A 25,542-nucleotide genomic window follows, 5' to 3' on the forward strand; every position below is an offset into this window, starting at 1 on the left:
ATCTGCTCGCTAGCTTGCGAATACCACGTGAGTGTGGCCGTTCAGTAGCTCTTGGATGTTGCTGGATAGCTCTACGCCAGACAGCATGGTTTCTGAGCTCAGGCCGTATTGTTGGCAGGCACGCTCATCAGCGATCAGTGCCTCGATGCCGAACAGCGGTGCCGCAGAGAGGTTTTTTTCAGCCGACTTTTGGCCAAGTTCGTCCGGTTGCTGTCCTTTGCGAAGCCAATTGACGCCCGGCCCGGTAAACAGCATTGCAGCTGGCTGATCAAATGCAGCCAGTGAAAAGGCCATGTCCAGTGCTTCCCGCCCTGACCAAGAGCCGTAGGGGGCCTGGTCGATCACGATCAGTGTGGTCACGTTAGCTTCCCCCATGGAAGTAAATCGTTCTGTCGCCGGCTTTACTGCCTTCCACCCATTCGCCCAGCCCTGCAATCTCGAACGGAGCGCGAAGGTTGTTGGCTGGAAGCTCGTAGCGAGCCTGCTCCGTTTCGTTTACAAGCCCTCGGCGCAAGGCGGAGGCAATGCAAGCAGTCGCGGGAATGCCGTGCTGTGTCAGAAAGTCTGCCCATTGCTGCGACCAGTGCGTTTCGTCCGAAGGCGGCGCGTTTAAGCTGGAAGCGAGGTGAACGCCATCGCCGTACAGGAACACTCGGTCGATCTTGTGTCCGGCCGAAACCGCGGCTCGCGCGAACAGCAAGGCTGTCTGAGGTGCCTGAGTGGTCCATGGTGCACCAGTGATAACCAAAGTATAGGCAAGCGAATTGGGCATGTGTCGGGGTTCTGGTAATGGATAGATTGCAGTAGGGCAGTGTACCTAAAGCAGAAACCCCGGCAAAGTGCCGGGGTTTCTGGAGGCTGGTTCAGCGGAGTGAATCAGTCTTCGCCGGTGAAGGCGCCAATCAGGTGCAGCAGGCTGACGAACAGGTTGTAGATGTTCAGATACAGCCCGGTAGTTGCCATGATGTAGTTGGTCTCACCGCCATTAACGATACGGCTGGTGTCGTAAAGAATGAAGCCAGACATCAGGAACACGATGGCTGCACTCATGGCCAGGCTGAACGCAGTGACCTGAACGCCGAACAAGCTGGCTACGAAGGCGCCCAGCATGCCAACGATAACCACCATCATTCCGGCTACCAACATGCCGCGCATGAAACTGAAGTCTTTCTTGGTGGTCAGCACGTAGCCGGACAAGCCCAGGAAGACAACAGCGGTGCCGCCCAGCGCCTGCATAACGATCTGGCTGCCGTTAGCAAACTGCAGGTAGTGCATCAGGATGGGGCCCAGTGAGAGTCCCAGCAGGCCGGTGAAGGCAAACACGACACCGATACCGGCAGCGCTGTTCGCTGTGCGAGGCAGAACCAGCCATACCAATGCCAGTGCGCCCAGGCTGCAAACCAGGCTAACGCCTTGGCTCAATCCAATGCTCATGGAAACGCCTGCCATGACAGCGCTGAACAGAAGTGTCATTGCCAGCAGGGTGTAAGTGTTACGTAGAACCTTGGTGGCCTCTGGGCTGATGGCGCCGGTAGCGCTGCCGCGCGCGACCTGAATGCCACCCTGGCTTTGAACGTTGTATTGCCTGTTATCCATTCTCGTCTCCGAATTTATCAAACGGCGGGAAGGGCGGGCTGCTAAGCCTAACGTCTTCCCTTTAACCTGTAGCCCATAATAAGGTTGTATTCGCAACTTTCAATCATTTCTGACAATAAAGAAGGTGGAGAAGTTCATTACACTTCCTTCACCTTGTTGGTATTGGTGAATCGTTGACCAACCTGAAGAAAATGAACGGAAATTTCAGGAATTTCGTTATAGACCGTTGACAGCATAAGCGATTCCGGTATCATGCACACCGCTGTCGAGATGACGGCAAGAAAGATGCGGTGGGCTGGCAGAGCGGCTGAATGCAGCGGTCTTGAAAACCGCCGAAGGTTAATAGCCTTCCCGGGGTTCGAATCCCTGGCCCACCGCCATTTCTTCTTTCTTATCAGTAAGTTCCAGATTTTCCTCCTCTCGAAATCATATTCTCAGAAATTTTTATGCGCACGCTTGCTACAGAGCGTTGTGTTAAACGCCCTGAAGCAAACGAATTTATTTATTTTATTGCCAGAAACGCGTCGAGCGCTTCAACATCCCCCGCTTTGGCATACAGCCCTTGCTTGGTACGACGCCATAAAATGTCGTCTGACGTGATGGCCCACTCGTTTTGCACCAGATAGCTCACCTCACGCTCGTAGAGCGTTCCAAGGAAGTGCTTGCCCAAATCCTCGATGCACTCGCAATCTTGAAGGAGGGTGCGGGATAGGGTGCCGTAGGTTCGCGCGTAGCGGCGGGCGATTGGGTTAGGTAGCCACGGATACTCTTCTTTGAGCGCGCTGATCAGGTTGGCCTGATTATCGAAATCGCCTCCGGGCAGGGCGGCAGTTTTCGTCCAGCGTTTTCCGGCAGTTTCGAAAAAATTGCACAGCCTGTCGGTGGCTGCTTCGGCCAACTTTCGGTAAGTAGTGATTTTGCCACCGAACACCGAGATCAGGGGTGCCTGGCCTTTTTCTGCGCTCACCTCAAAGGTGTAATCCCGCGACGCTTTCTGGGCGTTCTCTTCTTCGCCGTCCATCAATGGGCGCACACCGGAATACGACCAGACAACGTCTGCAGGCTCTAGTTGTCGTTTGAAATGATCGTTGACGACACCGAGTAAGTAGTCCGTTTCTTCCGGAGAAATTTTCGCTTTCGACGGGTCTCCTTCGTATTCAACGTCGGTGGTGCCCACCAAGGAGAAGTTGTCTTCATAGGGGATCACGAAAACAATGCGTTCGTCTTCGTTTTGGAGGATGTAGGCCTCGTCTTCTTGATTCAGTCGAGGCACCACGATGTGGCTGCCCTTTACCATGCGAATCATCTTGGGTGCTTGCATGGAAAGTGCTTCACCGAACAAAGCGCTGACCCAAGGGCCAGACGCGTTCACAATCGCGTTTGCGGTTACCATTTCCTCGTCTTGTGTGAGGGTATTTCGGAGCGTTACCTGCCACTCATTCGCGCCCCGCTTTGCGTTGACGCATTTGGTGCGGGTCATGATGGTAGCGCCGGCTTGCTCCGCTTTTTTGGCGGTCAGAACAACCAGTCTGGCATCGTCCACCCAGCCGTCAGAGTATTCGAAGCCCCGGGTCATTTCAGGTTTCAGCGGCCCGGAGCCATCAAAGCGGATTGAGCGAGAGCCGGGGAGCATTTCACGCTTGGCCAGATGGTCGTATAGAAACAGCCCCGTCCGAATCATCCACGCGGGGCGCAGATGCGAACGATGGGGCAGGCGGAAGCGCATCGGGTGCATGATGTGGGGTGAGTTACGCAGCAATGACTCCCGCTCCGCCAGTGCCTTCTGGACCAACCGAAACTCGTAGTGCTCCAGGTAGCGCAGTCCGCCGTGAATCAGTTTGCTGCTGTTCGACGAGGTGGCAGAGGCCAGGTCATTCATTTCGCACAGCAGAACATTTAAACCGCGGCCGGCGGCATCCATCGCGATGCCTGTACCGTTGATGCCGCCGCCGACAACTACGACATCATAGTGGGGGTGTTCTGCTGACATGTCTGATGCTCTCCCGACGCTAAGTGGATTGGTTCAGACATTATGCGAAAGTCTAAGATGTTCGTAAAGGAAAATAGGAAAGAAAACGAAAGCCTGGGTTGATGGTTGTTTTCGAGAAAGAAAAGCGGCGGGTTAAACCAAGTGCAGGGTCACGTTGTGCTCTGTGAGCATTTTCGAAATTTCTTCAGGTGGTTTTTCGTCAGTGAACACGTGGTCGGCTTGCGTGATGCTGCCTAGTCTTACCATAGCGTTTCGGCCAAACTTGGAGTGATCTGCCGCCAGCAATGTTTGGCTGGAATTGGCGATGATGGCTTGGGCCACACGGACTTCGCGATAATCAAAATCCAGAAGCGAACCGTCATTATGGATGCCACTGATCCCGATAATGCCGAAATCCATTTTGAACTGGTTGATGAAATCACGGGTGGCCTCGCCGACAATGCCGCCATCCCGGCTTCTGACTTCACCGCCGGCGATGATCACGCGAAAATCCTCTTTGGCTGACAGAATCGAGGCAACATGCAGGTTGTTGGTGACCACCTGTAAGCCGTTTTTCGCCAGCAGGGCCTTGGCGATGGTTTCCGTGGTAGTGCCGATATTGATGAACAGCGAGGAATTATCGGGAATGAGCTTGACCATGGCCTCGGCAATCCGCTCCTTCGCTTCCAGGTCCATGATCTTCCGGGCTTGATAGGCGGTATTTACGGTGCTCGAGTCGATTCCCGCACCGCCATGGTGTCGCCGCAATTTTTTATGCTTGGCCAACTCGTTTAAATCTCGGCGTATGGTCTGCGGCGTAACCTGAAACTGTTCGACTAACTGATCAGTGGTGACGAAACCGTTTTCCTGGATCAACTCCAGGATGAGTTCCTGTCGGTGCCGCTGTGCCATTCAAACCCCTCCAAAACTGGCTGTTGACTGTTCGATTTCGCGTGAAAACGAAAATGCAGGCAAAGTTTAGTTGTTTTAACGGTTTTGTGCAGCTTAACCGGTGGGTGGGGAATCAAATTGACTGCTATATAAGGGGGATGAGTCAAAATTCTTGGTATTTCTTTTTCAAAAAAGCAAAAATGCGAACAAAAATGAAGCCGAGGCCGAAAGCACATGAGTCAGTATCTACTTTCCATCGATCAAGGAACCACCAGCTCGCGGGCGATTCTTTTTGATCTGGACGGAAATATTCATGCCGTTCGACAAGAGGAATTCCCTCAGCATTTTCCGGACAGCGGATGGGTTGAACACGACCCGGAGGATCTTTGGTCAACGGTGAAGCGCACCTGCGATGCCGTGATGGCGGAGGAGTTTGGTCCAGACGATGAAGTACTTGGGGTCGGTATCACCAATCAGCGTGAAACAACCATCATCTGGGATCGAAAAACCGGGAAACCGGTCTACAACGCTATTGTTTGGCAAGACCGGCGAACCGCTGATTACTGCAAGTCACTCAAGTTGAGCTCCCATGAGCCCTGGGTGCACGGTAAAACCGGGCTTCTGATTGACCCTTATTTTTCGGCTACAAAGATTCGCTGGATTCTCGAAAACGTATCGGGTGTCAGGGAGCGCGCGGAAAGGGGAGAACTGGCCTTTGGCACCGTGGATACCTTCATTTTGTGGCGACTCACCGGTGGCCGGGTACATCGCACCGATGCCACGAATGCCAGTCGGACGCTGCTGTTTAACATTCACACCCAGGAGTGGGACCAGGATCTGCTCGAGATGTTCGGCATTCCCGAATCGCTGTTGCCTGAGGTGATGGACTCATCCGATGACTTCGGTGAAATCACCGAAGGTGGCGCGCTGAACGGAACCTGTGTGTACGGTATCGCCGGTGACCAGCAGGCCGCGCTGTTCGGGCAAACTTGTTTTGAAGTGGGTATGGCCAAGAGCACCTACGGCACCGGTTGTTTTCTGATGCTCAATACCGGCGAAAAGGCGCTGCGCTCGGAACACCGGCTGCTGACCACCGTGGCGTATCGTTTGAATGGCAAAACCACCTACGCCCTGGAAGGCAGTATCTTTATTGCCGGAGCCGCGATTCAGTGGTTGCGGGATGGCCTGCAGCTAATCAACAAAGCCTGCGATACCGAACCACTGGCACAGGGAACGCCCGTTGACCACGGTGTGTATCTGGTACCTGCATTTACTGGACTTGGCGCACCTTACTGGGATCCTGACGCACGAGGGGCTATCTTTGGTTTAACGCGGGACACCGGAATCAAAGAGATTGTTACGGCAGGCCTGCAGTCTGTGTGTTATCAGACCAAGGATTTGCAGAAGGCGATGGAGAAAGACGGTATCCGCCCGACCACACTTCGGGTAGACGGAGGAATGGTTGCCAACAGTTGGGTGCTGCAGTTCCTCGCCGACATACTCGGAGCAACGGTGGATCGCCCGTCGCTGGTTGAAACCACAGCATTGGGTGTTGCATACCTAGCCGGACTGAAAGCCGGGGTGTATCAATCGCTGGACGATTTATCGGATTTATGGCGCTGCGATCGCAGGTTTGAGCCTGTGATGACAAAAGAGCATCGCGATCGTTTGTACGAGGGCTGGATCAATGCTGTGCAAAAGCTGTAGACGGGCCGGGGCTTAACGGATTTAAGCCCCAACACCACTGCAGCTTGCACTGGATGACAGAGCCCGGACACGTTTTCACAAGAACAACAAGGAAGACACATGTCCTTAACGCTCGAGAACCTTTCCCGAATGGTCGATGGTGTCGATTACATTCGGAATGCCAACCTGACGTTTGAGGCTGGCTCGTTCAACGTACTATTGGGGCGGACGCTCGCAGGTAAAACCTCGTTGATGCGTTTGATGGCGGGGCTGGACAAGCCGACTGAAGGCCGGTTGATCTTTAACGGTAACGATGTGACCGGTCAGAGCGTCCAGCGCCGCAACATTTCGATGATCTATCAGCAGTTCATTAATTACCCGAATCTCTCGGTTTACGAGAACATTGCTTCACCACTGCGCTTGGCGAAGATGCAGGAATCGGAGATTGATCGGCGAGTCAAAGAAACCGCAGCGATGCTGCGCATCGAGCCGTTGTTAAAGCGGTTTCCCCTGGAGCTCTCCGGAGGCCAACAGCAACGCACAGCCATGGCGAGAGCCTTGGTGAAAGATGCGACTCTGGTGCTTTTCGATGAACCGCTTGTCAACCTCGACTACAAGTTGCGCGAAGAGCTGAGGGCCGAATTGCGGGATTTGTTCCGAGAACGCCAGTGTATTGCGGTTTACGCAACCACTGAAGCGAACGAAGCCTTGGCTTTGGGGGGAACCACCACATTGCTTCACGAAGGCCGTGTGGTACAGAGTGGCCCAGTGATGGAGGTATACCGCAAGCCGGTGAATACGCTGGCTGCCCAACTGTTCAGCGAACCCCCGATGAACCTCATTCGTGGCCGTGTTTCTGATACGGAACTGTCGTTCGATGAAGATACCCGCCACGCCCTGACTCAGGAACTCGCCAATTTAAAGCCCGGCGAATACTGGTTCGGTATCCGCCCCAGCCATATTGCTCTGAAACCCGCCAACGATGACGATCTTGAGATCCCCGTGGAAGTGGCACTCAGTGAAATCAGCGGTTCTGAAACCTTCATGCATGTCGAGAGCCGTCATTTCGACATGGTTACCCAATCGATGGGCGTACACCAGTACCACACAGGCGCACCCATTCGCGTGTATTTGCCGGTCAACAAACTGTTCGTATTCGATACTCATGAACAGTTGGTGCACACACCATCTCAGCATTCGGGGAGGGGCGCTTAATGGCCGAAATTCACCTGAAGTCCCTGGCGCACAGCTACAGTAAATCGCCGTCTGGCCCTGAGGATTACGCAATTCGTCAACTTGATCACGTGTGGCAAAAAGGCGGTGCGTATGCGCTCCTAGGGCCCTCTGGATGCGGCAAGAGTACGATGCTGAATATTATTTCAGGCCTGGTTCAGCCATCGGAAGGAGAAGTTTTGTTTGATGGCAAACGGGTCAACGCGCTCTCACCACGGGACCGGAATATCGCGCAGGTGTTTCAGTTTCCGGTGATTTACGACTCGATGACGGTATACCAAAACCTCGCGTTTCCGTTGAAGAACAACAAAGTTCCTGCGGCGCGTATCAAAGAACGCGTGCAGGAGATCGCTGAAGTTCTCGAGATTGAAGACAAGCTGCATAAAAAAGCCAAGAACCTCACGGCCGATGAGAAACAGAAAGTGTCGATGGGTCGAGGACTGGTCCGGGAAGATGTGTCGGCCATCCTGTTTGATGAACCCCTAACGGTCATCGACCCGCAGCTGAAGTGGAAGTTGCGCCGAAAGCTCAAACAAATCCATGAGCAATTCGATATCACCATGGTTTATGTCACCCACGATCAGCTGGAGGCGTCCACCTTTGCGGATAAGATTGCGGTGATGTACGACGGCCAGATCGTACAGTTTGGCACGCCGACCGAGTTGTTCGAGCAACCTAATCACACCTTCGTTGGCTACTTCATCGGCAGTCCCGGCATGAACCTGATCAACGTTGAAAAGTGCGCTTCGGGCGTTCGTTTTGGCTCTACCGAAGTGGCCTTGGAGGGCTGGCGGCTAGCGCAGTTACAGCGCCTCAATTCAACCAACATAAAGATCGGTATTAGACCTGAGTTCATAAAGTTAGGGCTTAAACCTGAAGTTAATTCTTATGAGTCTGAGGTGTTGGATATGGAGGACTTGGGCACCTACAAGATCGTTGATGTGGGTCTGGAATCCCAGATATTGAAAGTAAGAGTCGATGAGGATTTCGAGGCGCAGATCGGCAGCCGTGTTCACCTTACCATGCCGCCGGAATGGACCATGCTGTATGTCGATGAATTCCTGATACAGGAGCAATCGTGATGGATAAGATCCCGAACAATCGAGCCTGGTGGTTGGTACTGCCCGTATTTCTGTTAGTGGCATTTTCGGCGCTTATCCCACTGATGACGGTAGTCAACTACTCCGTGCAGGACATCTTCGGGCCGGGGCAGGCGTACTTTGTGGGTACGGAATGGTTCAAAGAGGTTCTGACCGATGAGCGTCTTCAGGATTCGTTGCTGCGCCAGTTTTTGTTTTCAGGCGCCGTGTTGTTGATCCAGATTCCGCTGGGTATTGGTGTGGCACTGATGATGCCGAAGTCCGGTATCAAAGGTTCCCTGTGTTTGATTCTGGTCGCCATTCCGCTGCTGATTCCCTGGAACGTGGTGGGCACCATTTGGCAGATTTTTGCGCGTGGTGACATAGGGTTGTTTGGCTGGGGCATTAACCAGATGGGCGTTGACTACAACTACACTGGTAGCACCGTCGATGCCTGGCTAACGGTGTTGCTAATGGATGTCTGGCATTGGACACCACTAGTGGCTTTGCTGTGTTATTCCGGCCTTCGCGCGATTCCTGAAGCCTTCTATCAGGCTGCGGAAATCGACCGGGCTTCCAAATGGGCTGTGTTCCGTTACATCCAGCTGCCACGGCTCAAAAGTGTGCTGATTATTGCGGTGCTGTTGCGGTTCATGGACAGTTTTATGATTTACACCGAACCCTTCGTGCTGACCGGCGGCGGGCCGGGTAGCTCGACCACCTTCCTGAGCCAGACCTTGACCACCATGGCGATCGGGCAGTTTGATCTTGGCCGAGCAGCGGCCTTCTCGCTGATCTACTTCCTGATTGTATTGCTGATTTCGTGGTTGTTCTTCACCGCAATCACGCACGCCGACAAAGAACAATAAGGAGAGTGTGATGAAACAAGCCCGCTCGAAAAATGTCGCGATCACTGTGTTTATAATTTTGCTGCTAACGCCTGTGTACTGGCTGCTGAATATGTCGTTCAAAACCAATCAGGAAATTCTCGGTGGACTGACCATGTGGCCGGAGAATTTCACTCTTGAGAACTACGTGGTGATTTTCACCGATCCGAGTTGGTACAACGGCTATCTGAACTCCATGGCCTATGTAACCATTAACGTCATTATCACCCTGCTGGTGGCGCTTCCCGCCGCCTATGCCTTCAGTCGTTACAAGTTTCTGGGCGACAAACACCTGTTTTTCTGGTTGCTCAGCAATCGTATGGCACCTCCGGCGGTGTTCCTGCTGCCGTTCTTCCAGCTGTATTCATCCATAGGTTTATTCGACACCCACATTGCGGTGGCCTTGGCGCATTGTCTATTCAATGTGCCGCTGGCGGTTTGGATTCTGGAAGGCTTCATGAAAGGGGTGCCCCGGGAATACGACGAGATGGCGTACATCGATGGTTACAGCTTCCCGAAGTTCTTCGTGAAGGTGTTTCTTCCCATGATCCGCTCTGGCATCGGGGTAACGGCGTTTTTTGCGTTCATGTTCTCCTGGGTTGAGCTGCTGCTGGCACGGACGTTGACCAGTGTGGATGCACAGCCCATCGGCGCCATCATGACTCGTACCATTGGTGCCAGCGGTATTGATTGGGGCGTTCTGGCAGCGGCCGGTGTGCTTACCATTATTCCGGGCTTACTGGTGATCTGGTTTGTTCGGAATCACGTGGCCAAAGGCTTCGCGCTCGGGCGCGTTTAAGGAGATAACCCATGATTGCGTGGATGAACTGGACACCCAGCGTCGCTATTTTTTTTGCGGTGATTGCCGCCATTCTGGCGGTGATGACGGTTTACGAAATTGTCTCCCCGTGCACCGAGCGCAAAGGCTTTCTGCCAATTGAAACAACACGGGGCGACCGACTCTTCATCGGGTTGCTATCCGCGGCTTATATCCATCTGGCGTTTCTGGCAGTCAGTGACATCAGCTTGTGGATTGCACTTGGAGTGTCGGTCCTGTGGGCGTTGGTGCTGTTGCGCTGGGGGTGAGGAAAGGTTGCCGAATTTGTAAAAGGTTCGTTTGCGAACTAGCTTGTAATGAGTGTTTGAAAACGATCATTTGGTTGATACGAGCACGGTTTTCATGGAGTCACTGAAATGTAATGAAATCCCGAGTGCGGTTTGTGGCGCTCTCTTACTAACACCAGTAAATGAGGTCGGATATGTCCAAGAATAAAAAACATCCCGGAGCCCTGTTACTCAGCGCGGCTATTGCCGCAGCCGCGATGGGGCTCAGCCTGCAAGCTTATGCGGATCAATATTCAGACGCCGCTGAAAAGTGGGTGACGAACGAATTCAAACGATCGACCCTGACCAAAGAACAGCAACTCGAAGAGATGGCGTGGTTCACCGAAGCCGCAAAAGATTTCAGGGGTATGGAAATCAACGTGGTTTCTGAAACTATCGCGACTCATGAATACGAATCTAACGTTCTGGCCAAGGCATTTTCCGACATCACTGGCATCAAGCTTAACCACACCTTGATTCAGGAAGGCGATGTTATCGAGAAGCTGCAAACCCAGATGCAGTCTGGCCGTAATATTTACGACGGTTATGTGAACGACTCCGATTTGATCGGCACCCACGTGCGCTACGGCAAGGTGGTGGCAGTCGAAGACATCATGAACGGCGCAGGTAAAGATCTTACGCTACCCACATTGGATTTGGACGACTTTATCGGGCTGGATTTCACCACCGGTCCAGACGGGAAACTCTACCAGTTGCCGAGCCAGCAATTTGCCAACCTGTATTGGTTCCGCGCGGACTGGTTCGAAAGAGACGACCTCAAGAAACAGTTCAAAGAGCGCTATGGATACGCCTTGGGGGTTCCGATCAACTGGTCGGCGTATGAAGACATCGCCGAGTTCTTTACCGTACACGTGAAAGAGATCGACGGTGAGAAAGTCTATGGGCACATGGATTACGGTAAAAAAGACCCGTCTCTGGGCTGGCGCTTTACCGATGCCTGGTTCTCTATGGCGGGTGCCGGCGACAAGGGGTTGCCAAACGGATTGCCTGTAGACGAATGGGGCATTCGGGTTGAGGACTGCCATCCGGTTGGCTCGAATGTTTCGCGCGGCGGCGCGACCAACGGGCCAGCGGCGGTATACGCAACCACCAAATATGTCGATTGGATGGAGAAGTACGCACCGCCCGAAGCGACCGGCATGACCTTTTCTGAGTCTGGTCCCGTTCCAGCTCAGGGAAATATTGCACAGCAGGTATTTTGGTACACCGCGTTTACCGCAAGCATGATTGAAGATGGCTTGCCCGTGGTCAACGAAGACGGCACACCCAAATGGCGTATGGCCCCTTCACCGAGAGGTCCGTACTGGGAAGAGGGTATGAAACTCGGGTATCAGGACGTGGGTTCCTGGACGTTCCTGAACTCGACTCCAGAGAAGCGTCGCTTGGCTGCGTGGCTGTACGCACAGTTCACGGTTTCCAAGACCGTCTCTCTGGAAAAAACCATTGCAGGGCTTACGCCGATTCGTGACTCCGATATCAATTCCGACTACATGACGGAAATGGCTCCGAAACTCGGTGGTCTTGTCGAGTTCTATCGCAGCCCCGCGCGCGTCCAGTGGACGCCAACCGGTACCAACGTGCCGGATTATCCGAAACTGGCACAGCTCTGGTGGCAGTTCATTGCGCAGGCTGCCAGTGGCGAAGCAACACCTCAGGAGGCGCTTAATGGCTTGGCGGATGCTCAGGACCGCGTGATGCAGCGTTTGGAGCGGGCCAATGTTATGCCCAATTGCGGTCCGAAGTTGAATGAACCTCGCGACCCTCAATACTGGTTGGATCAGCCCGGTGCCCCTAAGCCGAAGCTGGAGAACGAAAAAGTGCAGGGCAAAACGGTGCCTTATAAGGAGCTGCTGAAAACCTGGGAGGACGCTCGTAAAAGCTGATCTCTGACCCGATCTGCCCACTTTCCTGAGGTGGGCAGATCCTCTTACCTCGCGGCGCGGTCCGTCTATCCTCGTATTGCCCACGCACTGCTTTTGCGTGACCCTAACGGTGCACGAATCTATGAGGTGTTTTATGGCGAATAACGAGAAGGTTACCGGGCAGGACCAGCGCAAGAATCGTCGATTCTCGGTATCGGCTAACCGCGGCAATGCCAGCCATCGGATTCGTTATGTAGAGTCGGGCGGGGCGGCTGTGGATACGGAGGAGTGTACGTTTTGCCAGGCGTTGCCGGATACAGAGCAGAAAGGAGAAGTCGCGAAGACTGAAGTTACCAAAGGCCGCCACCCCGAATGAGTCTGGCGGCCTTTGGCGTTAAGAGCGCCTAAAGGTCGGTACGGCCCGGAAACGTGGCCTGTTTGCGAGCTTTTGCCCGTTTCGCCCGGGCTTCAAGCTGTTCGCTGTCGTTCGAGGGTACAGCCCAGCCTTTGATGTTCTCGTCGATAAGCTCCACCAGCGCGTCTATGTGCCCCGGAGTGGCATTCAGGCAGGGGATGTAAGCAAACGCTTCACCGCCCGCTTCCATAAAGTACTCCCGGTTTTCCTCATCGATTTCCTCAACGGTTTCCAGGCAATCTGCTGAAAAGCCAGGGCAGAACACATCGATGGATTTCACGCCGCTCTCAGGGAGTGATTTGAGCGTTTCATCGGTGTAGGGCTGCAACCATTCCTCACGGCCAAAGCGCGACTGAAATGTGGTGAGGTATTCGTCGCTTTTCAGCCCCAGTCGTTCCGCCAGCAACCGCGACGTTTTGTGGCACTCACAGTGATACGGATCGCCTTTCAGCAGGTACTTCAGCGGAATGCCATGATAAGAAAGAATCAGCTTTTGCTTGCGCCCGTGTTCGGCCCAATGTGCTTCAATATGCTGAGCCATCGCCTCGATATAGGGCGGAAAATCATGGTAATGGGACACAAAGCGGAAGTCTGGAAGCCAGCGGCGCCCCATAAAGTCTTTTGAAACCGCATCAAAGGTTGAAGCCGAGGTTGATGCGGAATACTGCGGGTACAAGGGAAGAACCAGCAATTTGTTAACGCCCTGCTGTTGCATCTCATCCAGAACGCGGGGGATCGAAGGGTTGCCGTAACGCATGGCAAAGCCCACCACAACGTTGCTTCCGTACTTGGCCTGCAAGGCCTCCCGAATGCCTTCGGCTTGCTTGGCGGTATGCACCAATAGTGGGGACCCTTCCGGAGACCACACACCCGCATAGGCTTTGGCACTGCGCCGGGGGCGAATACGCAGGATTACACCGTGCAGTATCAGCCACCACAGTGGGCGGGGTACTTCCACAACTCGCGGGTCCCATAAAAACTCAGCCAGGTACTTTCTTAACGCTGAGGGGGTAGGGGCATCGGGTGTGCCCAGATTCGTGACAAGAACGCCCAGCCGTTCGGCCTGGGTGTGGCTGAAATTATCAGTCCCTTGGTATGGCATTGAAGCTTTCCGGTTGTCGGGTGTTAATTTTGGTGGTTTTGCTGCTGCGTATGCATACGACCAATCAGTCCGGTGAGATCATAGCCCGCTTGATAGGCTTTCGAGAGCAAATCCTGAGGCTCCTGTTCTCGCGCGGAACTCAGGGCCCATAATACGGTACTGCGTGTACCTGATCGGCAAAACGCCAGTGCAGGCTTTTCTGCCTCTTTGAACATAGGGGCGAACGCATCCACATCTTCATCGGTAATATGGCCGGAAGCAACTGGCAGATACACCCACTTTAACCCATGCTCCTCGGCCGTTGCTTTGATGTCCATCATTGGCGGTTGACCAAATTCTTCGCCATCGGGGCGGTTTGCGATCAGCGTTTTGAAGCCCAGGCGGGCAATTTCCGCGATATCTTCGATGGCAATCTGGGGAGCGACAGAAATGTTGTCGTCAATTTTTCTGATATCCACTGGACGTCTCCAAAGGTTGGACAAGCCGGGCCAGTAACAAGCCCGGCACAGATACGAGCGTAATCGCAGGATATACCTTAGGCAGATTGTGCGCGTTTCCGTTCGATAAGTTCAAACAGCATCATACCTGCCACCATGGACGCGACAAAGACTATCCCTTTAATTTCACCGGCACCAACGGCAACCAATGCTGGCCCCGGGCAAAAACCGGCAATGCCCCAGCCCACGCCGAACAGCAGGCTACCGCCCACCAGTCGCTTGTCAATTCTGGTGCTTGTCGGCAGTTTCATGTTGAATCCCAGCAGCGATAGCGTGCGCTTTTTCGCGACGGTAAAAGCGACCAAGCCCACCAGAACCGCGCCGCCCATAACCAGTGCGAGTGATGGATCCCACAGGCCGGCTAAATCGAGGAAACCAAGCACTTTGGCCGGGTTAGCCAAGCCGGAAATGATCAGCCCCAAACCGAAAATCAAGCCGGAAACTAAAGCGGTAAGGTTGTATTTCATGGAATCAGGCTCCGATCAGGTGGCGAATAATGTAAACGGTAATAAAACCCGTAGCCATGAAGCTCAGGGTAGCAACCAGCGAACGCGGCGATAGCCGTGAAAGGCCGCACACGCCGTGACCGCTGGTGCAGCCGGAGCCGTAACGCGTGCCGATGCCCACTAAAAGACCGGCAACGATAATGGCCGGAAAACCGGCGTTAACTTCGATGGCAGGCAGTTCGGCGAACAGCCTCCAAACGATGGGGGTGCCGATCAAGCCGCCAAGAAAAGCCATGCGCCAGAGCATGTCGTTTCGGACCGGCGTGAGTAGTCCACCGAGAATTCCGCTAATACCGGCGATGCGGCCGTTAAATAAAAGGAAGCTGGCGGCAGCAAGGCCTACCAGAATACCGCCAGCCAACGCGCTGACCGGAGTAAAGTCATTCCAGGCAATGTCTATCATGAGTAATTCCTGCTAAATGTACGTTTTGGAATAAGCATATAATAACAGGAAATAAGGATAAAAAAAGCCCGGCTTGGGAGGCCGGGCAGAGGCGTGCGAGTAGTATCCATGAAAGACTTCCAGACAAACCGGCATCAACGGGGACACCGGTATTGAGAAGTATTGACCATATTTCATACAACTCAAGCTTTGACCGGATTCCTTTGAAAACATTTCTTCATATGCCGCCGTTCTTTATATTGAAGCCCGCCGTTATGCGGGTTTCAGCGCTGATAGCACAACCACTGCAATCAAAAGATGGCTGTAATATAATGCGTAACTAACCCTACGGCCCGTATTTAAGAGGTACTCATGTCTGAGCACGATGACCAAACACCCGAGACAGATCCGCAGCTTCCGGGAAAGATCAAGGACTCTGCACGTCAGATCTGGTTGGCGGGGCTTGGTGCCTATACCAAAGCCGAGGAAGATGCCGGCAAATTTTTCGAGCGGCTGGTTCAGGAAGGTGAGCAGCTCGAATCCAAAACCCGTGGCGTTGTTGGCAAGCAGATTCGCACAGTAGAAGACCGGGTGGGTGAAGTGCGCGAGCGCGCCACAGGCACCTGGGACAAGCTTGAGCATATGTTCGATCAGCGCGTTTCAGGCGCGTTACGTCGACTGGGTATCCACCGCAAGGAAGACATTCAGGCGTTGGAAAGCCGAATTGAATATCTGGAAGCCGAGCTGGCCAAGCTTCGCGGCGATTCAGCTAGCGGTAAAGACGAAGAAGAATAGGAAACGCTTACAGATACGTCTCGCTGATCAGCTTGACCTCTTCTTTGTCGTCATCGGTAAGGTGGGGCAGTATCAGGTGCAAAATCTGATACACCCCTTTACCGGGATCGACGAACTCCCGATCATCCAAATGCGATAGCGTGTCGAAACTGCTCCAATAGCAAACGGTTAATGTCAGCTGCTGGCACAGAGCGTCCAACTCCGCAGGTTCGATGATCATCAAGCCCTGTCGTTTGAAGCTGTTGCACAGCGACTCAAACGCCAGAGTTTTCTTTTTGAGTATCCGTCGAAAACGAACTTGCAGCTGATCGTACCGCGACAGTACGTTCACCAGGTCTTGGTACATGAAGCGATAACGGGCCACCGCCTCGAACAACAGATGCAGAAAGAAGCTGAACTGGTCCAGTGGCACTTCCGCATCGTCGGGCACGGCGAGCAAATCCAGCATTTCCGCTTCAAAGCTTTCGAAGAGCTCATCAACAATGTCGCCTTTACTCTTGAAGTGGTAGTAAAGGTTGCCCGGGCTGATATCCAGCTCATCGGAGATCAACAGGGTGGTGACATTCGGCTCACCCAAGCTGTTGAACAGCTGCAAGCTGGTGTTGAGTATCCTGTCCCTGGTTTTTATTTTCTTCATGACGGATCGTTTGGCCTATCAGAGTTCGAAGCTGGCCCAGATCGGGCAGTGGTCAGACGGGCGCTCCATTGCCCGGATCTCATAACTCACACCGGCGTCCTTGGCTTTGGGCAACAGGCTATCACTGGCCATCACCAGATCGATACGAAGGCCTCGTTTGGGCTCGCGTTCGAAGCCTTTGCTACGGTAATCGAACCAGCTGAAGGTATCCGCTTCGTCAGGGTTCAAGTGCCGGAACACGTCGGTAAATCCGCGAGCTTCAACCTGGCTTAACCATTCCCGCTCTTCCGGAAGGAAGCTGCATTTACCGGACCGTAGCCAGCGCTTGGCGTTGTCCGGGCCAATGCCAATGTCTTTGTCGGTTGGAGAAATGTTCATATCCCCCATCAAAACCACGTGGCCCGGGCGTTTGTTCAGCTCATCCAGCAAATCCATCAGATCGGCGTAGAACTTCTGCTTAGCCGGGAACTTGGTGGGATGGTCTCTGTTTTCGCCTTGTGGAAAGTAGCCATTAATAACGGTAAGCGGTTCGCCGTTTACCGTGAAATGCCCGGTAATGAGCCTGCGCTGCGCGTCTTCATCATCGGTTGCGTAACCTTTCACTACTTCATCGGGAGCCTGCTTGGACAACAGCGCAACGCCGTAGTGGGTCTTCTGACCATGGAAATGCACGTGATAGCCGAGTTGCCGGATAGCCTCCTCGGGGAATTCTTCATCTCGAACCTTGGTTTCCTGAAGCCCGATGAAATCAGGGTTCAGCTGTTCAATCACAGCCTCCAGTTGGTGCAAGCGGGTGCGGATACTGTTGACGTTGAACGACACGAACATCATGGTTTTGGAATCTCCGAATCAGTTTGGCCCGGAGTTTACCATACCGGCGGGGGATAACAGTTTGGCCGAGTGGCCGCAGCCTGGGGCTTTAAGAAGTCAGGTCGCAATCGGGGTACTGGCTGATACGGTAGCGGATGAGCGCGGTGTGGTTTGTTTCCTGGTTGGCGCGAATGTTGGTCAAGCCCTGGTAGTGCGTTAATGCGCCGTTTTCGTTGTAACCCAGGATGATCGGGTCAACCAGAAAACGCAATACGAGACTGGTCGGGCGAATCTGTATCACCACATCGGCATCTATCTCCGCAGTGGGGGCCGGCTCGAGTACAAATCCGTAATGATCCCCGCGAGTGGGGGCAAGAAACCGAAACGAAATCGACTCGCCGGCTGCCACTGCTTGCCAGTTTGCCCTGACAAATTGATCAAATCCTGCGTCAATCACCAAACGAGGGGGGGAGGTTACCTCGAAGGTTTTTGGGCGTTCCGATGGGGGTTGCCAGTTGATGGTCAGTTGGTTCGCGTCAGTAAAGCGGATTTCCAGCGATTCTTCGAAATCCGGCTGCCGGAAAACCACGCTGGGTCGGTCAGGGTGTTGACCGTAATCCAGCGTTTTGACCGCAAACCTGCGGTCGTTAGGGCCTTTATGGTAGGTCACCCGGTGCTCACGAGGTTGGAATCCGGCAACTGAACAGGTCCCGTTAACTTGGTGCCGTTCTTCGTAAAGCTGATTTTGAGTGTCAATCGCAAGGGCGGTTCCGGTGAATTCAAAGGTAGCGGCGGCTATCGGCCCGGCGGATAACAGCAGGGCGATTAAAAGAGCCCAACGATTCATGACGCCTGCTCCGGAACCAGATGTTTGCGAATACGCAGCAGCAACGGGAAGAGCACCAGCCAGCCGGCACCGATGGCGACCAGAGAAAAGGCTTGGATGGGTAGTGTCACCGCGCCGAGTTTGCTGGCTGACCAATAGGCAAACGAGCCGGCGAACGGCGCGAGTACAAATGGAAGCCATGCCCGTTTCGCAACCCAGCCGAGGGAATGACACAGGGTCGTCATGAACAGGGCCCAGATGGCGATTAGCCATACCGGCGTGATGTTGATGCTGTTCTGGCCTTCGATGCCAAGTATACCAGTTTGCAGCCACAGCGAATCCATCAGGCTGCCAAGCAGGATTCCTGTCGCGATGAATCGCAATTCGGCGCCACGCTGTGTGCTCACCAGCAACAGATGAATGGCTAGAAACAGCAAGACCAGAGCCGTCGCTGTCAGGCCGGGGTAGAGTACACACACCAGCCAACCGGTCTGGAACAGCACAAAATTGAGCGTATTCCGCCCGGTGGCAGAGGTGATCATGAAACGGCACGGGTGCTGTGCTTGTTGGCAGGTTTGGCCATTACGATGTGGGCGACACCAATGGCGCGTTCGCTGAAGCCCGCTTCGCAGTAAGCGAAATAGAACTGCCATAAGCGTTGGAATTGGCTGTCATAGCCTTGTTGCGCCAAAACTTCGCGCTTGGCCATAAAGCGTTCGCACCAGTCATGCAATGTGCGGGCGTAGTGGAAACCGAAGTCGTCCACCTGCGTGAGCACCAGGTCTGACCCTCGGCTCATTGAGCCCAGAATAGCGCCAAAGGAGGGGATGAAACTGCCCGGAAAAATATACCGTTGAATAAAGTCTACATTGTTCAAGGCCCGCTCATAGCGCTGCTCGGGCATATTGATGGCTTGCACCAATGCGATTCCATCGGGCTTGAGTAAGGCGCTGATCTGGCTCAGATAGCTGTCAAGAAACTCCGGCCCAACGGCTTCTATCATCTCGATGGAAACCAGTTTATCGAATTGGCCGGACAGATCCCGGTAGTCATCGAATAACAGGGTGATCCTATCTTCAAGGCCCTCGGCTTTCACGCGCGCCTGAGCCAGTTCCAGCTGTTCCCGGGATATGGTTGTGGTGGTGACATGGCAGCCGTAGTGTTTTGCCGCGTGAATCGCAAAGCCACCCCAGCCGGTGCCGATTTCCATAACTTGGTCATCAGGCCGCAAATTCAGTTTCTGGCAGATTACGTCGAGCTTGTGGATCGCTGCTTCGTCGAGCGTCGCTTCCGGCCGAGGGTAGATAGCCGAGGAATACATCATGGTTGGGTCAAGAAACTGACTGAACAGATCGTTGCCCAGATCATAGTGAGCACTGATGTTTTTGCGGGAGCCTTCTGGAGTGTTTCGGTTCAGCCAGTGCAAACCTTTCAGCGCGGGTTTGCTCACCCAGCTGAATTTGTCCTCGAAGGCATTCATGGTGTCGAGATTACGGGTAAAGAACCGCAGCAATGCGACCAGGTCCGGCGAGCTCCAGTCGCCTGCCACGAAGGATTCTGCCGCACCCACGCTGCCGCCGGTCACTAGATCCCGCCAAGTGCTGTGGTTGTGGATAGCCAGCTCGGCTATCGGGTAACTGGGATCACCATCGCCAAAAATCTGGTCCTCGAAGTTAGGCTCCCGGATACGTAAAGTGCCTTTTGCAAGTTGAGCCAGCTGGCGACAAACCAACTGCCTGGCAATCCGGCTTACCCAAGGCAACCGTTCCGTTGCAAGGCCTGATTTGTTGGTGGAGGTGTTCACGTTCTCCATGAGGTTACCCTTCCTGTTGATGTTGTATCGGGTTGTGCCAAAAGATGAGGCTCAGTGATGTCGGTACCCTGATCGTCTGAGCCTTTGCGGAAATCCTGTTCTTGGGTGCCCAGTTTGTCTGGATGCGTATAAAAGGGCGCACCTTTGAGTTTCAGCTTCAATGCATTCCAGTAAATCCCCGCCACCCCTTTAAGGGATTCCAACGGAAAACGCCGCAAGCTTCGGTGAAGGGTTATACGATCCAGAGCGGTCCGTTGGACCACCAACGTGGCATCAAAATGCTTCTGTTGTGCCTGCTCGATGTTCATGTGGATGCGCAGTTCGGAACCCCGAAAGCTGAACAGCCATTTATAATGCTGATTCATTCCGTTGAACGGCGACACATGGAAGCGCTTGTTGAAGGCGAAACGCTCGGTATGCCATTGCTCTGAAGTAGTGGCAGGTTGCTGGCATTCCAGGCAATACACATGCCTTTCTTTCCAAGGGGTGTTGGTGATCTGAGCCAGGATGACTTTGGGAGCGTCGCCTTTATCCGGATGTTGGCCCTGTTCGTAGCACAGATAAAAACTCACCGGATTGAAAATGTGGCCAAGATAGCGGGGGTGGGTGATCAGCTGCACGGGACCATCCGGCCGCCAGCCGGTGGCCTCCCAAACCCGTTGATCGACTGCTTTGCGCAAATTCGGCTCGTCTGGATCCAGGTAATCTTTGCGCCTCAGCGCCAGCCAGTTAAACCGCTCAAGTGAGAAAACAGGGCTGATGCTTGTCACTGTGTTCCACTCGTCAATGTCCAGCGCCAGCATGCCAATCTTGTAAATAAACTCGTGTTCAGTCGGTAGCTTACGTCTATGCCTTATAGTGCCTTCTAGCCACTGGCTGGTCATGTTCAGAGCTCCACACCAAAGGCTTTCGCGACCCGTAACGCGCTACGCACCCCATCTTCATGAAACCCGTTAAACCAATAAGCACCGCAAAAATGGGTGCGGTTGTGCGCGCCAATTTCGTGATACCGCCCTTGGGCGGCGACAGCGTCCAGCGTGAAAACCGGATGGTCGTACTCAAAGCGTTTGATGACTTTTTCAGGGGCGATGTCGCGGCTGCGATTCAGGGTGACGCAAAAGGTTTCCGGGGCGTCGTCAAAGTTCTGGAGGATGTTCATGTTGTAGGTAACCGACACCGGCTGGGTGCTGTGTTCCGGTACCATGTAATTCCAGGCCGCCCAGGCCAGCCGGTTTGACGGCAGAACGCTGTCGTCGGTATGGAGCACAACGTCGTTTTTCTGGTAGCCGATCGCGCTTAGAATGTCCTGTTCTTTCTCGGTAGGGTCACTCAGCATCGTCAACGCCTGATCGCTGTGGCAGGCCAGAACAACCTGATCAAATCGATGGGTTTTACCATTCGACACCAAAGTAACGCCGTTGTCATCACGTTGGATATTCGACACCGGGCTGTTTAGATGCGTTTTGTCGCCAAGTCGTTCCATCATCCGTGTGACATAAGTGGCAGAGCCCCCGGAGATAACCCGCCAGGTTGGTCGGTCATCTACAGACAACATGCCGTGGTTGTTGAAGAACTGAAGGAAAAAGCGAATCGGGAATTGTTCCAGGACCAGCTCTGGTGCAGACCAAATCGCTGCGCCCATCGGCACAATGTAGTGCTTGCGGAAGTAATGGCTGTATCGGTTTCGGTTTAAATACTCGCCCAAGGTTTCGCCTTCGGGTATTTGGCCATCTGCCAGATCGGCACGGGATTCTTTGTTGAAGCGAAGAATCTCCCGAACCATCGTCAGGAATTTGAGATTGAACAGATTCCGGCGCTGCGCGAACAAGGTGTTCAGACTGGTGCCGTTGTATTGAAGGCCAGTGGCGTGGGAGTCCACACTGAAGCTCATGGTGCTGACTTCCGAGGCCACGCCAAGACGATCCATCAGTTTGATGAAGTTAGGGTAGGTCCAATCATTAAAGACAATGAAACCGGTGTTCACCGGCCAGGTTTTTTCTCCGAGTTTTACGTATTCGGTATTGGTATGACCGCCGGCGTAATCCGCCGCTTCAAAAAGTTCAACATCGTGGTGTTCACTAAGCAACCAGGCGGCGGTCAAGCCAGATACTCCGGCTCCGATTACTGCAATCCGTTGGCGTTCCTGCTTCATCAATGCATTTCCTTTAAAGAGCTATTCAAGAGGGGGTGTCGGTCTTTCGCGCCATTGAAGCGGCCATGCGATCAATCATTGTTTGCGGTAGGCAGTTCAGCGCTTTTAAGGTCCAGGTGAAGCGGCGGGGAAAAGCTATTTCCCGTTTACCTTTGGCGAGGCCTTGATGGATTCGGTGTGCGGCTTCTTCAGCGCTGACCATAAACGGCATCGGGAAGTCGTTTCGATCGGTTAAGGGCGTTTTCACGAACCCGGGCGACACCACCACCACTTCGATGCCCTCCGCGGCCAGATCTGCGCGGAGTGATTGAGCAAGGTAGGTAAGTGCGGCCTTTGATGCGCCATAGCCTTCGGCACGACTGAACGGAAACCACCAGGCAGAAGAGCTTACAATCACCACGCGGGCCGGTTTACCTTTGGCGCGAGTTGCTCTCAAAGCGGGCAGGGCAATATCCAGACAGCGGGCGGTGCCAAGCACATTGGTGGTCAGGTTGGCCTCGATAATCGCGCTGTCGTAATCCGCTATGTCTACGTACTCGCACGTGCCTGCATTGAGAATCACCGTGTCGAGATCGCCAAAATGATTCAGGGTGCCGGATAGTGCGGCAAGTTGATCGCGACTGGTGGTGTCAGCGACAGCGGTATGGATCTGCTCTGGCCAAATCCCGGCCAGCTCATCCAGAGGTTGTTGGCGCCGACCCGTGATCACCAGTTTGTGCCCGTGTTTAGCCAGCTCACGAACCAACGCCTCGCCGATACCAGAAGACGCGCCGGTCAGCCAAATGTTGGATTTATTCAGAACGCGCGTGCTCATCCGGCGTGCCTCTTGACCCATCGTATCGGGGCTCCAATCAAAGGCAGGTGTTCGTACAGCAGCTCTCCGGCATCGAAATAGTCCCGATGAGTGCTTACCTTGCCGTTGCGGATGATTAAGTGGCTCATACCTTCAACGTAAACCGGCTTTCCGCGCTGAATACGCTTGTGACTGAGTTCCATCACCCACGGGATACAACAACGCGGATATTGGATAACCGGTTCTCCAAACCGGAACTGGCACCGGATGACGTTCTGGTAGGCGCCTGCCATGTATTCTGTCAGGGCGTCGAGCCCAACCACTTGTCCGAAGGGGTCCTGGAATTCGATGTCTTCGGCGTATACCGCCGCCAATTCATTGAGGTGGCCTTTGTCCAGCTTGTTGTACAGGCGGCAAAAGGCGTTAAGCGTTATCTGCATGGCTTTTTCTTTGGAGCCAACTTCAACAACGTTGTTTGGAGGAGTCATTGCTTTGGCATCCTTGATCGGTTTTGGTCAGTGGCCAGCGTTTCTGCAACGATGTGAGGAGGAATTGGTGCCAGATCCCAGATGATGCCGGCTTTCGAAAGCATCCACAGGCCATACCAGGTGATGTCTATCTCGTACCAGCGAAAACCCTGGCGAGCAGATTGGGGCCAGCGATGGTGATTGTTGTGCCAGCCTTCACCTAAGGTGATTAGGGCTAACCAGAAGTTGTTGCGGCTTTCGTCATTGGTGTCGAACCGGCGTTTGCCCCAAACATGAGACAACGAGTTGATGGATACGGTGGCGTGGAACAATGCAACGGTTGAAATGAAGAAGCCCCAAACGAGAAGCTGAAAACCATCAGTGCCGAGGCCGGGCGCCCATTTCGCCAGCGCTTCGCCTAGAAGAAAAATCAGGACGGCAAAGACCGCAGGAATCAGCGAGTCGAAACGATTGATAAAGCGGAGTTCCGGGAACTTGAGCCAGTCCCGGATGCGCCGTTCATCCATAACAAATCCGGCGTCGCAAGTGAACCATCCTACGTGTGACCACCAGAATCCGCCATGATGGGGAGAATGAAGGTCTTCAGGGTGATCGGAGTGCTGGTGATGATGACGATGGTGAGCAGCCCACCAAAGGGGACCCCGCTGGGCGGAGCTGGCGCCCAGAACGGCGAAAACTAATTGCGCAGCGCGGCTGGTTTTGAACGATTTATGCGCAAAGTACCTGTGATAAAAAGCGGTAATCGAAAACATCCGAAGAAGAAAAAAGGTGATGGCAAAGCCAACGGCAAACGCACTGGTTCCGGTGTAGATTGCCAAGAAGCAGGCCGCGTGTAGAGCTAAAAACGGCAGCACTCTGATGATATTGAACCGGCGGCACTGCGTGTCGAGGTGATCCAAACCCGCTTCAGAGTCGAACCATCTTAGAATGTTTGTAAACAAATCATTTACTCGGGTCATAAACAGCCATGGAAAGTCAAACTTTAGATACCTCAGCTATACGCAGCGTTGCTGTTATCGGATCAGGTCTGGCGGGCTTAACCGCAGCGATTTTGCTTGGCAAATCAGGCCATCGTGTCCGGGTGTTCGAAAAAAGCCGGGGGCCTGGTGGTCGTATGTCTTCAAAAAGAGTAGCAGACGGAGCGGTCGATATCGGTGCGCAATATTTCACAAGCCGGAACCCCGGGTTCCTGACTTTCCTCGAGAACCATGCGGGCTCAGACTCGTTCGCCCGGTGGCCTGCGAGCTTCGGGTTCCAGAAAGCGGATAAAAGCTGGCAGTCGTTCCCGGACGAGACTCGTTACGTCGGTACCCCCAGAATGACCGCGATTACCCGTGGGCTTTCAGCGCATGTGGAGCTCACCACGCAGGTTCGGATTGCCCAAATGAACCGCTCAGGTTCGCGTTGGCGGTTAATCTGTACCGAGGATGAAGATCACGGGGAATTTGATCAAGTGGTGGTAACCGCGCCTCCTGCTCAAACACAGGATCTGCTGAAAGCCAGTGGCTTGGCATCTTTGCTGGAGGAAACCCGAGCGCCCGGCGGCGATATTCTGCCGTGTTGGGCTGTCGCAGTGCATTTCAGGAATGCCCCTGCGGCTCGGTTTGATGCGATGCGCCCGGATTCCGACGTGCTTTATTGGGTGGCAAACAACTCCTCAAAGCCGGAGCGGAACGATGACGGCCAGTGGTGGGTTCTTCACGCAACGCCTGAGTGGACCGATGCCAACGTCGATGCCAGCCCGGAACACGTGAGTAGCGCTTTGCTGGCGGAGTTTAAACAGCTGACCGGCTTGGATGGTGAGCCCACAGATTCGGTGGCACACCGCTGGTTGTACGCTCGATCTGCATCAAGTATTCGCCCCGGTTTCTTGTGGGACCCTAGCCAAGGCGTGGGGATCGCCGGTGATTGGCTGGTTGGTGGCCGAGTTGAAGGGGCTTGGGACAGCGCCAGCCTGCTGACGGAAGCCATGCTGGCGGATTAAGCTCTGGTGCTCGG

29 protein-coding genes and 1 tRNA gene are annotated in these 25,542 nt (G+C 54.0%); 11 read left to right on the plus strand and 19 right to left on the minus strand.

Annotated elements, in window-relative coordinates; translation table 11 throughout:
• Window positions 1-9 precede the first annotated feature (9 nt).
• The 3 genes from JAO79_RS09740 to JAO79_RS09750 all read right to left on the minus strand — a co-directional run bounded on the left by JAO79_RS09740 (window position 10) and on the right by JAO79_RS09750 (window position 1,596).
• Window positions 10-360 carry a DsrE family protein gene (locus JAO79_RS09740; RefSeq protein ID WP_199007057.1) on the minus strand — a complete coding sequence of 117 codons (351 nt, stop codon included), beginning with the start codon at window positions 358-360 and terminating at the stop codon, window positions 10-12.
• A gap of 1 nt (window position 361) precedes the next feature.
• Entirely contained in the window at window positions 362-772 is a 411-nt protein-coding gene (gene tusD, locus JAO79_RS09745) for a sulfurtransferase complex subunit TusD (RefSeq protein WP_199007058.1), read from the minus strand.
• Window positions 773-876: 104 nt separating this feature from the next.
• On the minus strand, window positions 877-1,596 hold the full coding sequence (locus tag JAO79_RS09750) for a Bax inhibitor-1/YccA family protein (protein ID WP_114333706.1): 720 nt from the start codon (window positions 1,594-1,596) through the stop codon (window positions 877-879).
• 289 nt (window positions 1,597-1,885) lie between these two features.
• On the opposite strand from JAO79_RS09750, the gene JAO79_RS09755 reads away from it, so the two are divergent.
• Window positions 1,886-1,976, plus strand: a tRNA-Ser gene (locus JAO79_RS09755).
• A gap of 122 nt (window positions 1,977-2,098) precedes the next feature.
• Here JAO79_RS09755 and glpD read toward each other — a convergent pair.
• Window positions 2,099-3,586, minus strand: a complete 1,488-nt coding sequence (glpD, locus tag JAO79_RS09760) for a glycerol-3-phosphate dehydrogenase (protein WP_199007059.1) — start codon at window positions 3,584-3,586, stop codon at window positions 2,099-2,101.
• Window positions 3,587-3,718: 132 nt separating this feature from the next.
• The gene (locus tag JAO79_RS09765) at window positions 3,719-4,477 is read right to left on the minus strand and encodes a DeoR/GlpR family transcriptional regulator (RefSeq protein ID WP_199007060.1); all 759 of its coding nucleotides are present in this window, start codon (window positions 4,475-4,477) and stop codon (window positions 3,719-3,721) included.
• Window positions 4,478-4,690: 213 nt separating this feature from the next.
• Here JAO79_RS09765 and glpK point away from each other — a divergent pair, with 213 nt between their 5' ends.
• The 8 genes from glpK (at window position 4,691) to JAO79_RS09805 (ending at window position 12,704) form a co-directional block, all read left to right on the plus strand.
• Window positions 4,691-6,163, plus strand: a complete 1,473-nt coding sequence (gene glpK / locus JAO79_RS09770) for a glycerol kinase GlpK (protein WP_199007061.1) — start codon at window positions 4,691-4,693, stop codon at window positions 6,161-6,163.
• Window positions 6,164-6,262: 99 nt separating this feature from the next.
• Window positions 6,263-7,357, plus strand: coding sequence for an ABC transporter ATP-binding protein (locus JAO79_RS09775; RefSeq protein WP_199007062.1), 1,095 nt, complete (start codon window positions 6,263-6,265; stop codon window positions 7,355-7,357).
• Window positions 7,357-8,457, plus strand: coding sequence for an ABC transporter ATP-binding protein (locus JAO79_RS09780; RefSeq protein ID WP_199007063.1), 1,101 nt, complete (start codon window positions 7,357-7,359; stop codon window positions 8,455-8,457). The genes JAO79_RS09775 and JAO79_RS09780 overlap by 1 nt, the downstream gene beginning before the upstream one ends.
• Window positions 8,457-9,323 carry a carbohydrate ABC transporter permease gene (locus JAO79_RS09785; protein ID WP_199007064.1) on the plus strand — a complete coding sequence of 289 codons (867 nt, stop codon included), beginning with the start codon at window positions 8,457-8,459 and terminating at the stop codon, window positions 9,321-9,323. Before JAO79_RS09780 ends, JAO79_RS09785 begins: the two co-directional genes overlap by 1 nt.
• Window positions 9,324-9,333: 10 nt before the next feature.
• Window positions 9,334-10,140, plus strand: coding sequence for a carbohydrate ABC transporter permease (locus JAO79_RS09790; RefSeq protein ID WP_199007065.1), 807 nt, complete (start codon window positions 9,334-9,336; stop codon window positions 10,138-10,140).
• Window positions 10,141-10,151: 11 nt separating this feature from the next.
• Window positions 10,152-10,427 (plus strand): DUF2160 domain-containing protein, encoded by a 276-nt coding sequence (locus JAO79_RS09795; RefSeq protein WP_199007066.1) that lies wholly within the window; start codon window positions 10,152-10,154, stop codon window positions 10,425-10,427.
• 173 nt (window positions 10,428-10,600) lie between these two features.
• On the plus strand, window positions 10,601-12,349 hold the full coding sequence (locus JAO79_RS09800; protein WP_199007067.1) for an ABC transporter substrate-binding protein: 1,749 nt from the start codon (window positions 10,601-10,603) through the stop codon (window positions 12,347-12,349).
• A 133-nt stretch (window positions 12,350-12,482) separates the two neighbouring features.
• Window positions 12,483-12,704 (plus strand): hypothetical protein, encoded by a 222-nt coding sequence (locus JAO79_RS09805; protein ID WP_227664487.1) that lies wholly within the window; start codon window positions 12,483-12,485, stop codon window positions 12,702-12,704.
• Window positions 12,705-12,732: 28 nt separating this feature from the next.
• Here JAO79_RS09805 and hemH read toward each other — a convergent pair whose 3' ends face one another.
• From hemH to JAO79_RS09825, 4 genes are all read right to left on the minus strand, one after another.
• Window positions 12,733-13,845, minus strand: coding sequence for a ferrochelatase (gene hemH, locus JAO79_RS09810; protein WP_199007069.1), 1,113 nt, complete (start codon window positions 13,843-13,845; stop codon window positions 12,733-12,735).
• Between the two features lie 23 nt (window positions 13,846-13,868).
• The gene (locus JAO79_RS09815) at window positions 13,869-14,303 is read right to left on the minus strand and encodes a TIGR01244 family sulfur transferase (RefSeq protein ID WP_199007070.1); all 435 of its coding nucleotides are present in this window, start codon (window positions 14,301-14,303) and stop codon (window positions 13,869-13,871) included.
• Between the two features lie 77 nt (window positions 14,304-14,380).
• A complete protein-coding gene (locus tag JAO79_RS09820) occupies window positions 14,381-14,809 on the minus strand; it encodes a DUF6691 family protein (RefSeq protein WP_199007071.1) in 429 nt (142 codons plus the stop codon).
• 4 nt (window positions 14,810-14,813) lie between these two features.
• Window positions 14,814-15,251, minus strand: a complete 438-nt coding sequence (locus JAO79_RS09825) for a YeeE/YedE family protein (RefSeq protein ID WP_199007072.1) — start codon at window positions 15,249-15,251, stop codon at window positions 14,814-14,816.
• A gap of 351 nt (window positions 15,252-15,602) precedes the next feature.
• On the opposite strand from JAO79_RS09825, the gene JAO79_RS09830 reads away from it, so the two are divergent.
• Window positions 15,603-16,025, plus strand: coding sequence for a phasin family protein (locus JAO79_RS09830; protein WP_199007073.1), 423 nt, complete (start codon window positions 15,603-15,605; stop codon window positions 16,023-16,025).
• 7 nt (window positions 16,026-16,032) lie between these two features.
• On the opposite strand, the gene JAO79_RS09835 is transcribed toward JAO79_RS09830, so the two are convergent.
• From JAO79_RS09835 to JAO79_RS09880, 10 genes are all read right to left on the minus strand, one after another.
• The gene (locus JAO79_RS09835) at window positions 16,033-16,662 is read right to left on the minus strand and encodes a TetR/AcrR family transcriptional regulator (protein WP_199007074.1); all 630 of its coding nucleotides are present in this window, start codon (window positions 16,660-16,662) and stop codon (window positions 16,033-16,035) included.
• Window positions 16,663-16,680: 18 nt separating this feature from the next.
• The gene (gene xthA, locus JAO79_RS09840; protein WP_199007075.1) at window positions 16,681-17,493 is read right to left on the minus strand and encodes an exodeoxyribonuclease III; all 813 of its coding nucleotides are present in this window, start codon (window positions 17,491-17,493) and stop codon (window positions 16,681-16,683) included.
• 88 nt (window positions 17,494-17,581) lie between these two features.
• Complete coding sequence (locus tag JAO79_RS09845) at window positions 17,582-18,319, minus strand: hypothetical protein (RefSeq protein ID WP_199007076.1); 738 nt, start codon at window positions 18,317-18,319, stop codon at window positions 17,582-17,584.
• Window positions 18,316-18,840, minus strand: a complete 525-nt coding sequence (locus JAO79_RS09850; RefSeq protein WP_199007077.1) for a DUF2878 domain-containing protein — start codon at window positions 18,838-18,840, stop codon at window positions 18,316-18,318. Before JAO79_RS09850 ends, JAO79_RS09845 begins: the two co-directional genes overlap by 4 nt.
• The gene (locus tag JAO79_RS09855; protein ID WP_199007078.1) at window positions 18,837-20,111 is read right to left on the minus strand and encodes an SAM-dependent methyltransferase; all 1,275 of its coding nucleotides are present in this window, start codon (window positions 20,109-20,111) and stop codon (window positions 18,837-18,839) included. Before JAO79_RS09855 ends, JAO79_RS09850 begins: the two co-directional genes overlap by 4 nt.
• Window positions 20,099-20,995, minus strand: coding sequence for a DUF1365 domain-containing protein (locus tag JAO79_RS09860; protein ID WP_199007079.1), 897 nt, complete (start codon window positions 20,993-20,995; stop codon window positions 20,099-20,101). Before JAO79_RS09860 ends, JAO79_RS09855 begins: the two co-directional genes overlap by 13 nt.
• Window positions 20,996-20,997: 2 nt before the next feature.
• Window positions 20,998-22,263, minus strand: a complete 1,266-nt coding sequence (locus JAO79_RS09865; protein ID WP_199007080.1) for an NAD(P)/FAD-dependent oxidoreductase — start codon at window positions 22,261-22,263, stop codon at window positions 20,998-21,000.
• Between the two features lie 25 nt (window positions 22,264-22,288).
• Entirely contained in the window at window positions 22,289-23,077 is a 789-nt protein-coding gene (locus JAO79_RS09870; protein WP_199007081.1) for an SDR family NAD(P)-dependent oxidoreductase, read from the minus strand.
• Window positions 23,074-23,544 (minus strand): nuclear transport factor 2 family protein, encoded by a 471-nt coding sequence (locus JAO79_RS09875; protein WP_199007082.1) that lies wholly within the window; start codon window positions 23,542-23,544, stop codon window positions 23,074-23,076. Before JAO79_RS09875 ends, JAO79_RS09870 begins: the two co-directional genes overlap by 4 nt.
• A complete protein-coding gene (locus tag JAO79_RS09880; protein WP_199007083.1) occupies window positions 23,541-24,503 on the minus strand; it encodes an acyl-CoA desaturase in 963 nt (320 codons plus the stop codon). The genes JAO79_RS09875 and JAO79_RS09880 overlap by 4 nt, the downstream gene beginning before the upstream one ends.
• A gap of 8 nt (window positions 24,504-24,511) precedes the next feature.
• On the opposite strand from JAO79_RS09880, the gene JAO79_RS09885 reads away from it, so the two are divergent.
• The gene (locus tag JAO79_RS09885; RefSeq protein WP_199007084.1) at window positions 24,512-25,528 is read left to right on the plus strand and encodes an NAD(P)/FAD-dependent oxidoreductase; all 1,017 of its coding nucleotides are present in this window, start codon (window positions 24,512-24,514) and stop codon (window positions 25,526-25,528) included.
• Window positions 25,529-25,542: the final 14 nt, after the last annotated feature.

This window comes from Marinobacter litoralis, from assembly GCF_016427555.1.
In the GTDB taxonomy this organism is placed as follows: Bacteria; Pseudomonadota; Gammaproteobacteria; order Pseudomonadales; family Oleiphilaceae; genus Marinobacter; species Marinobacter litoralis_A.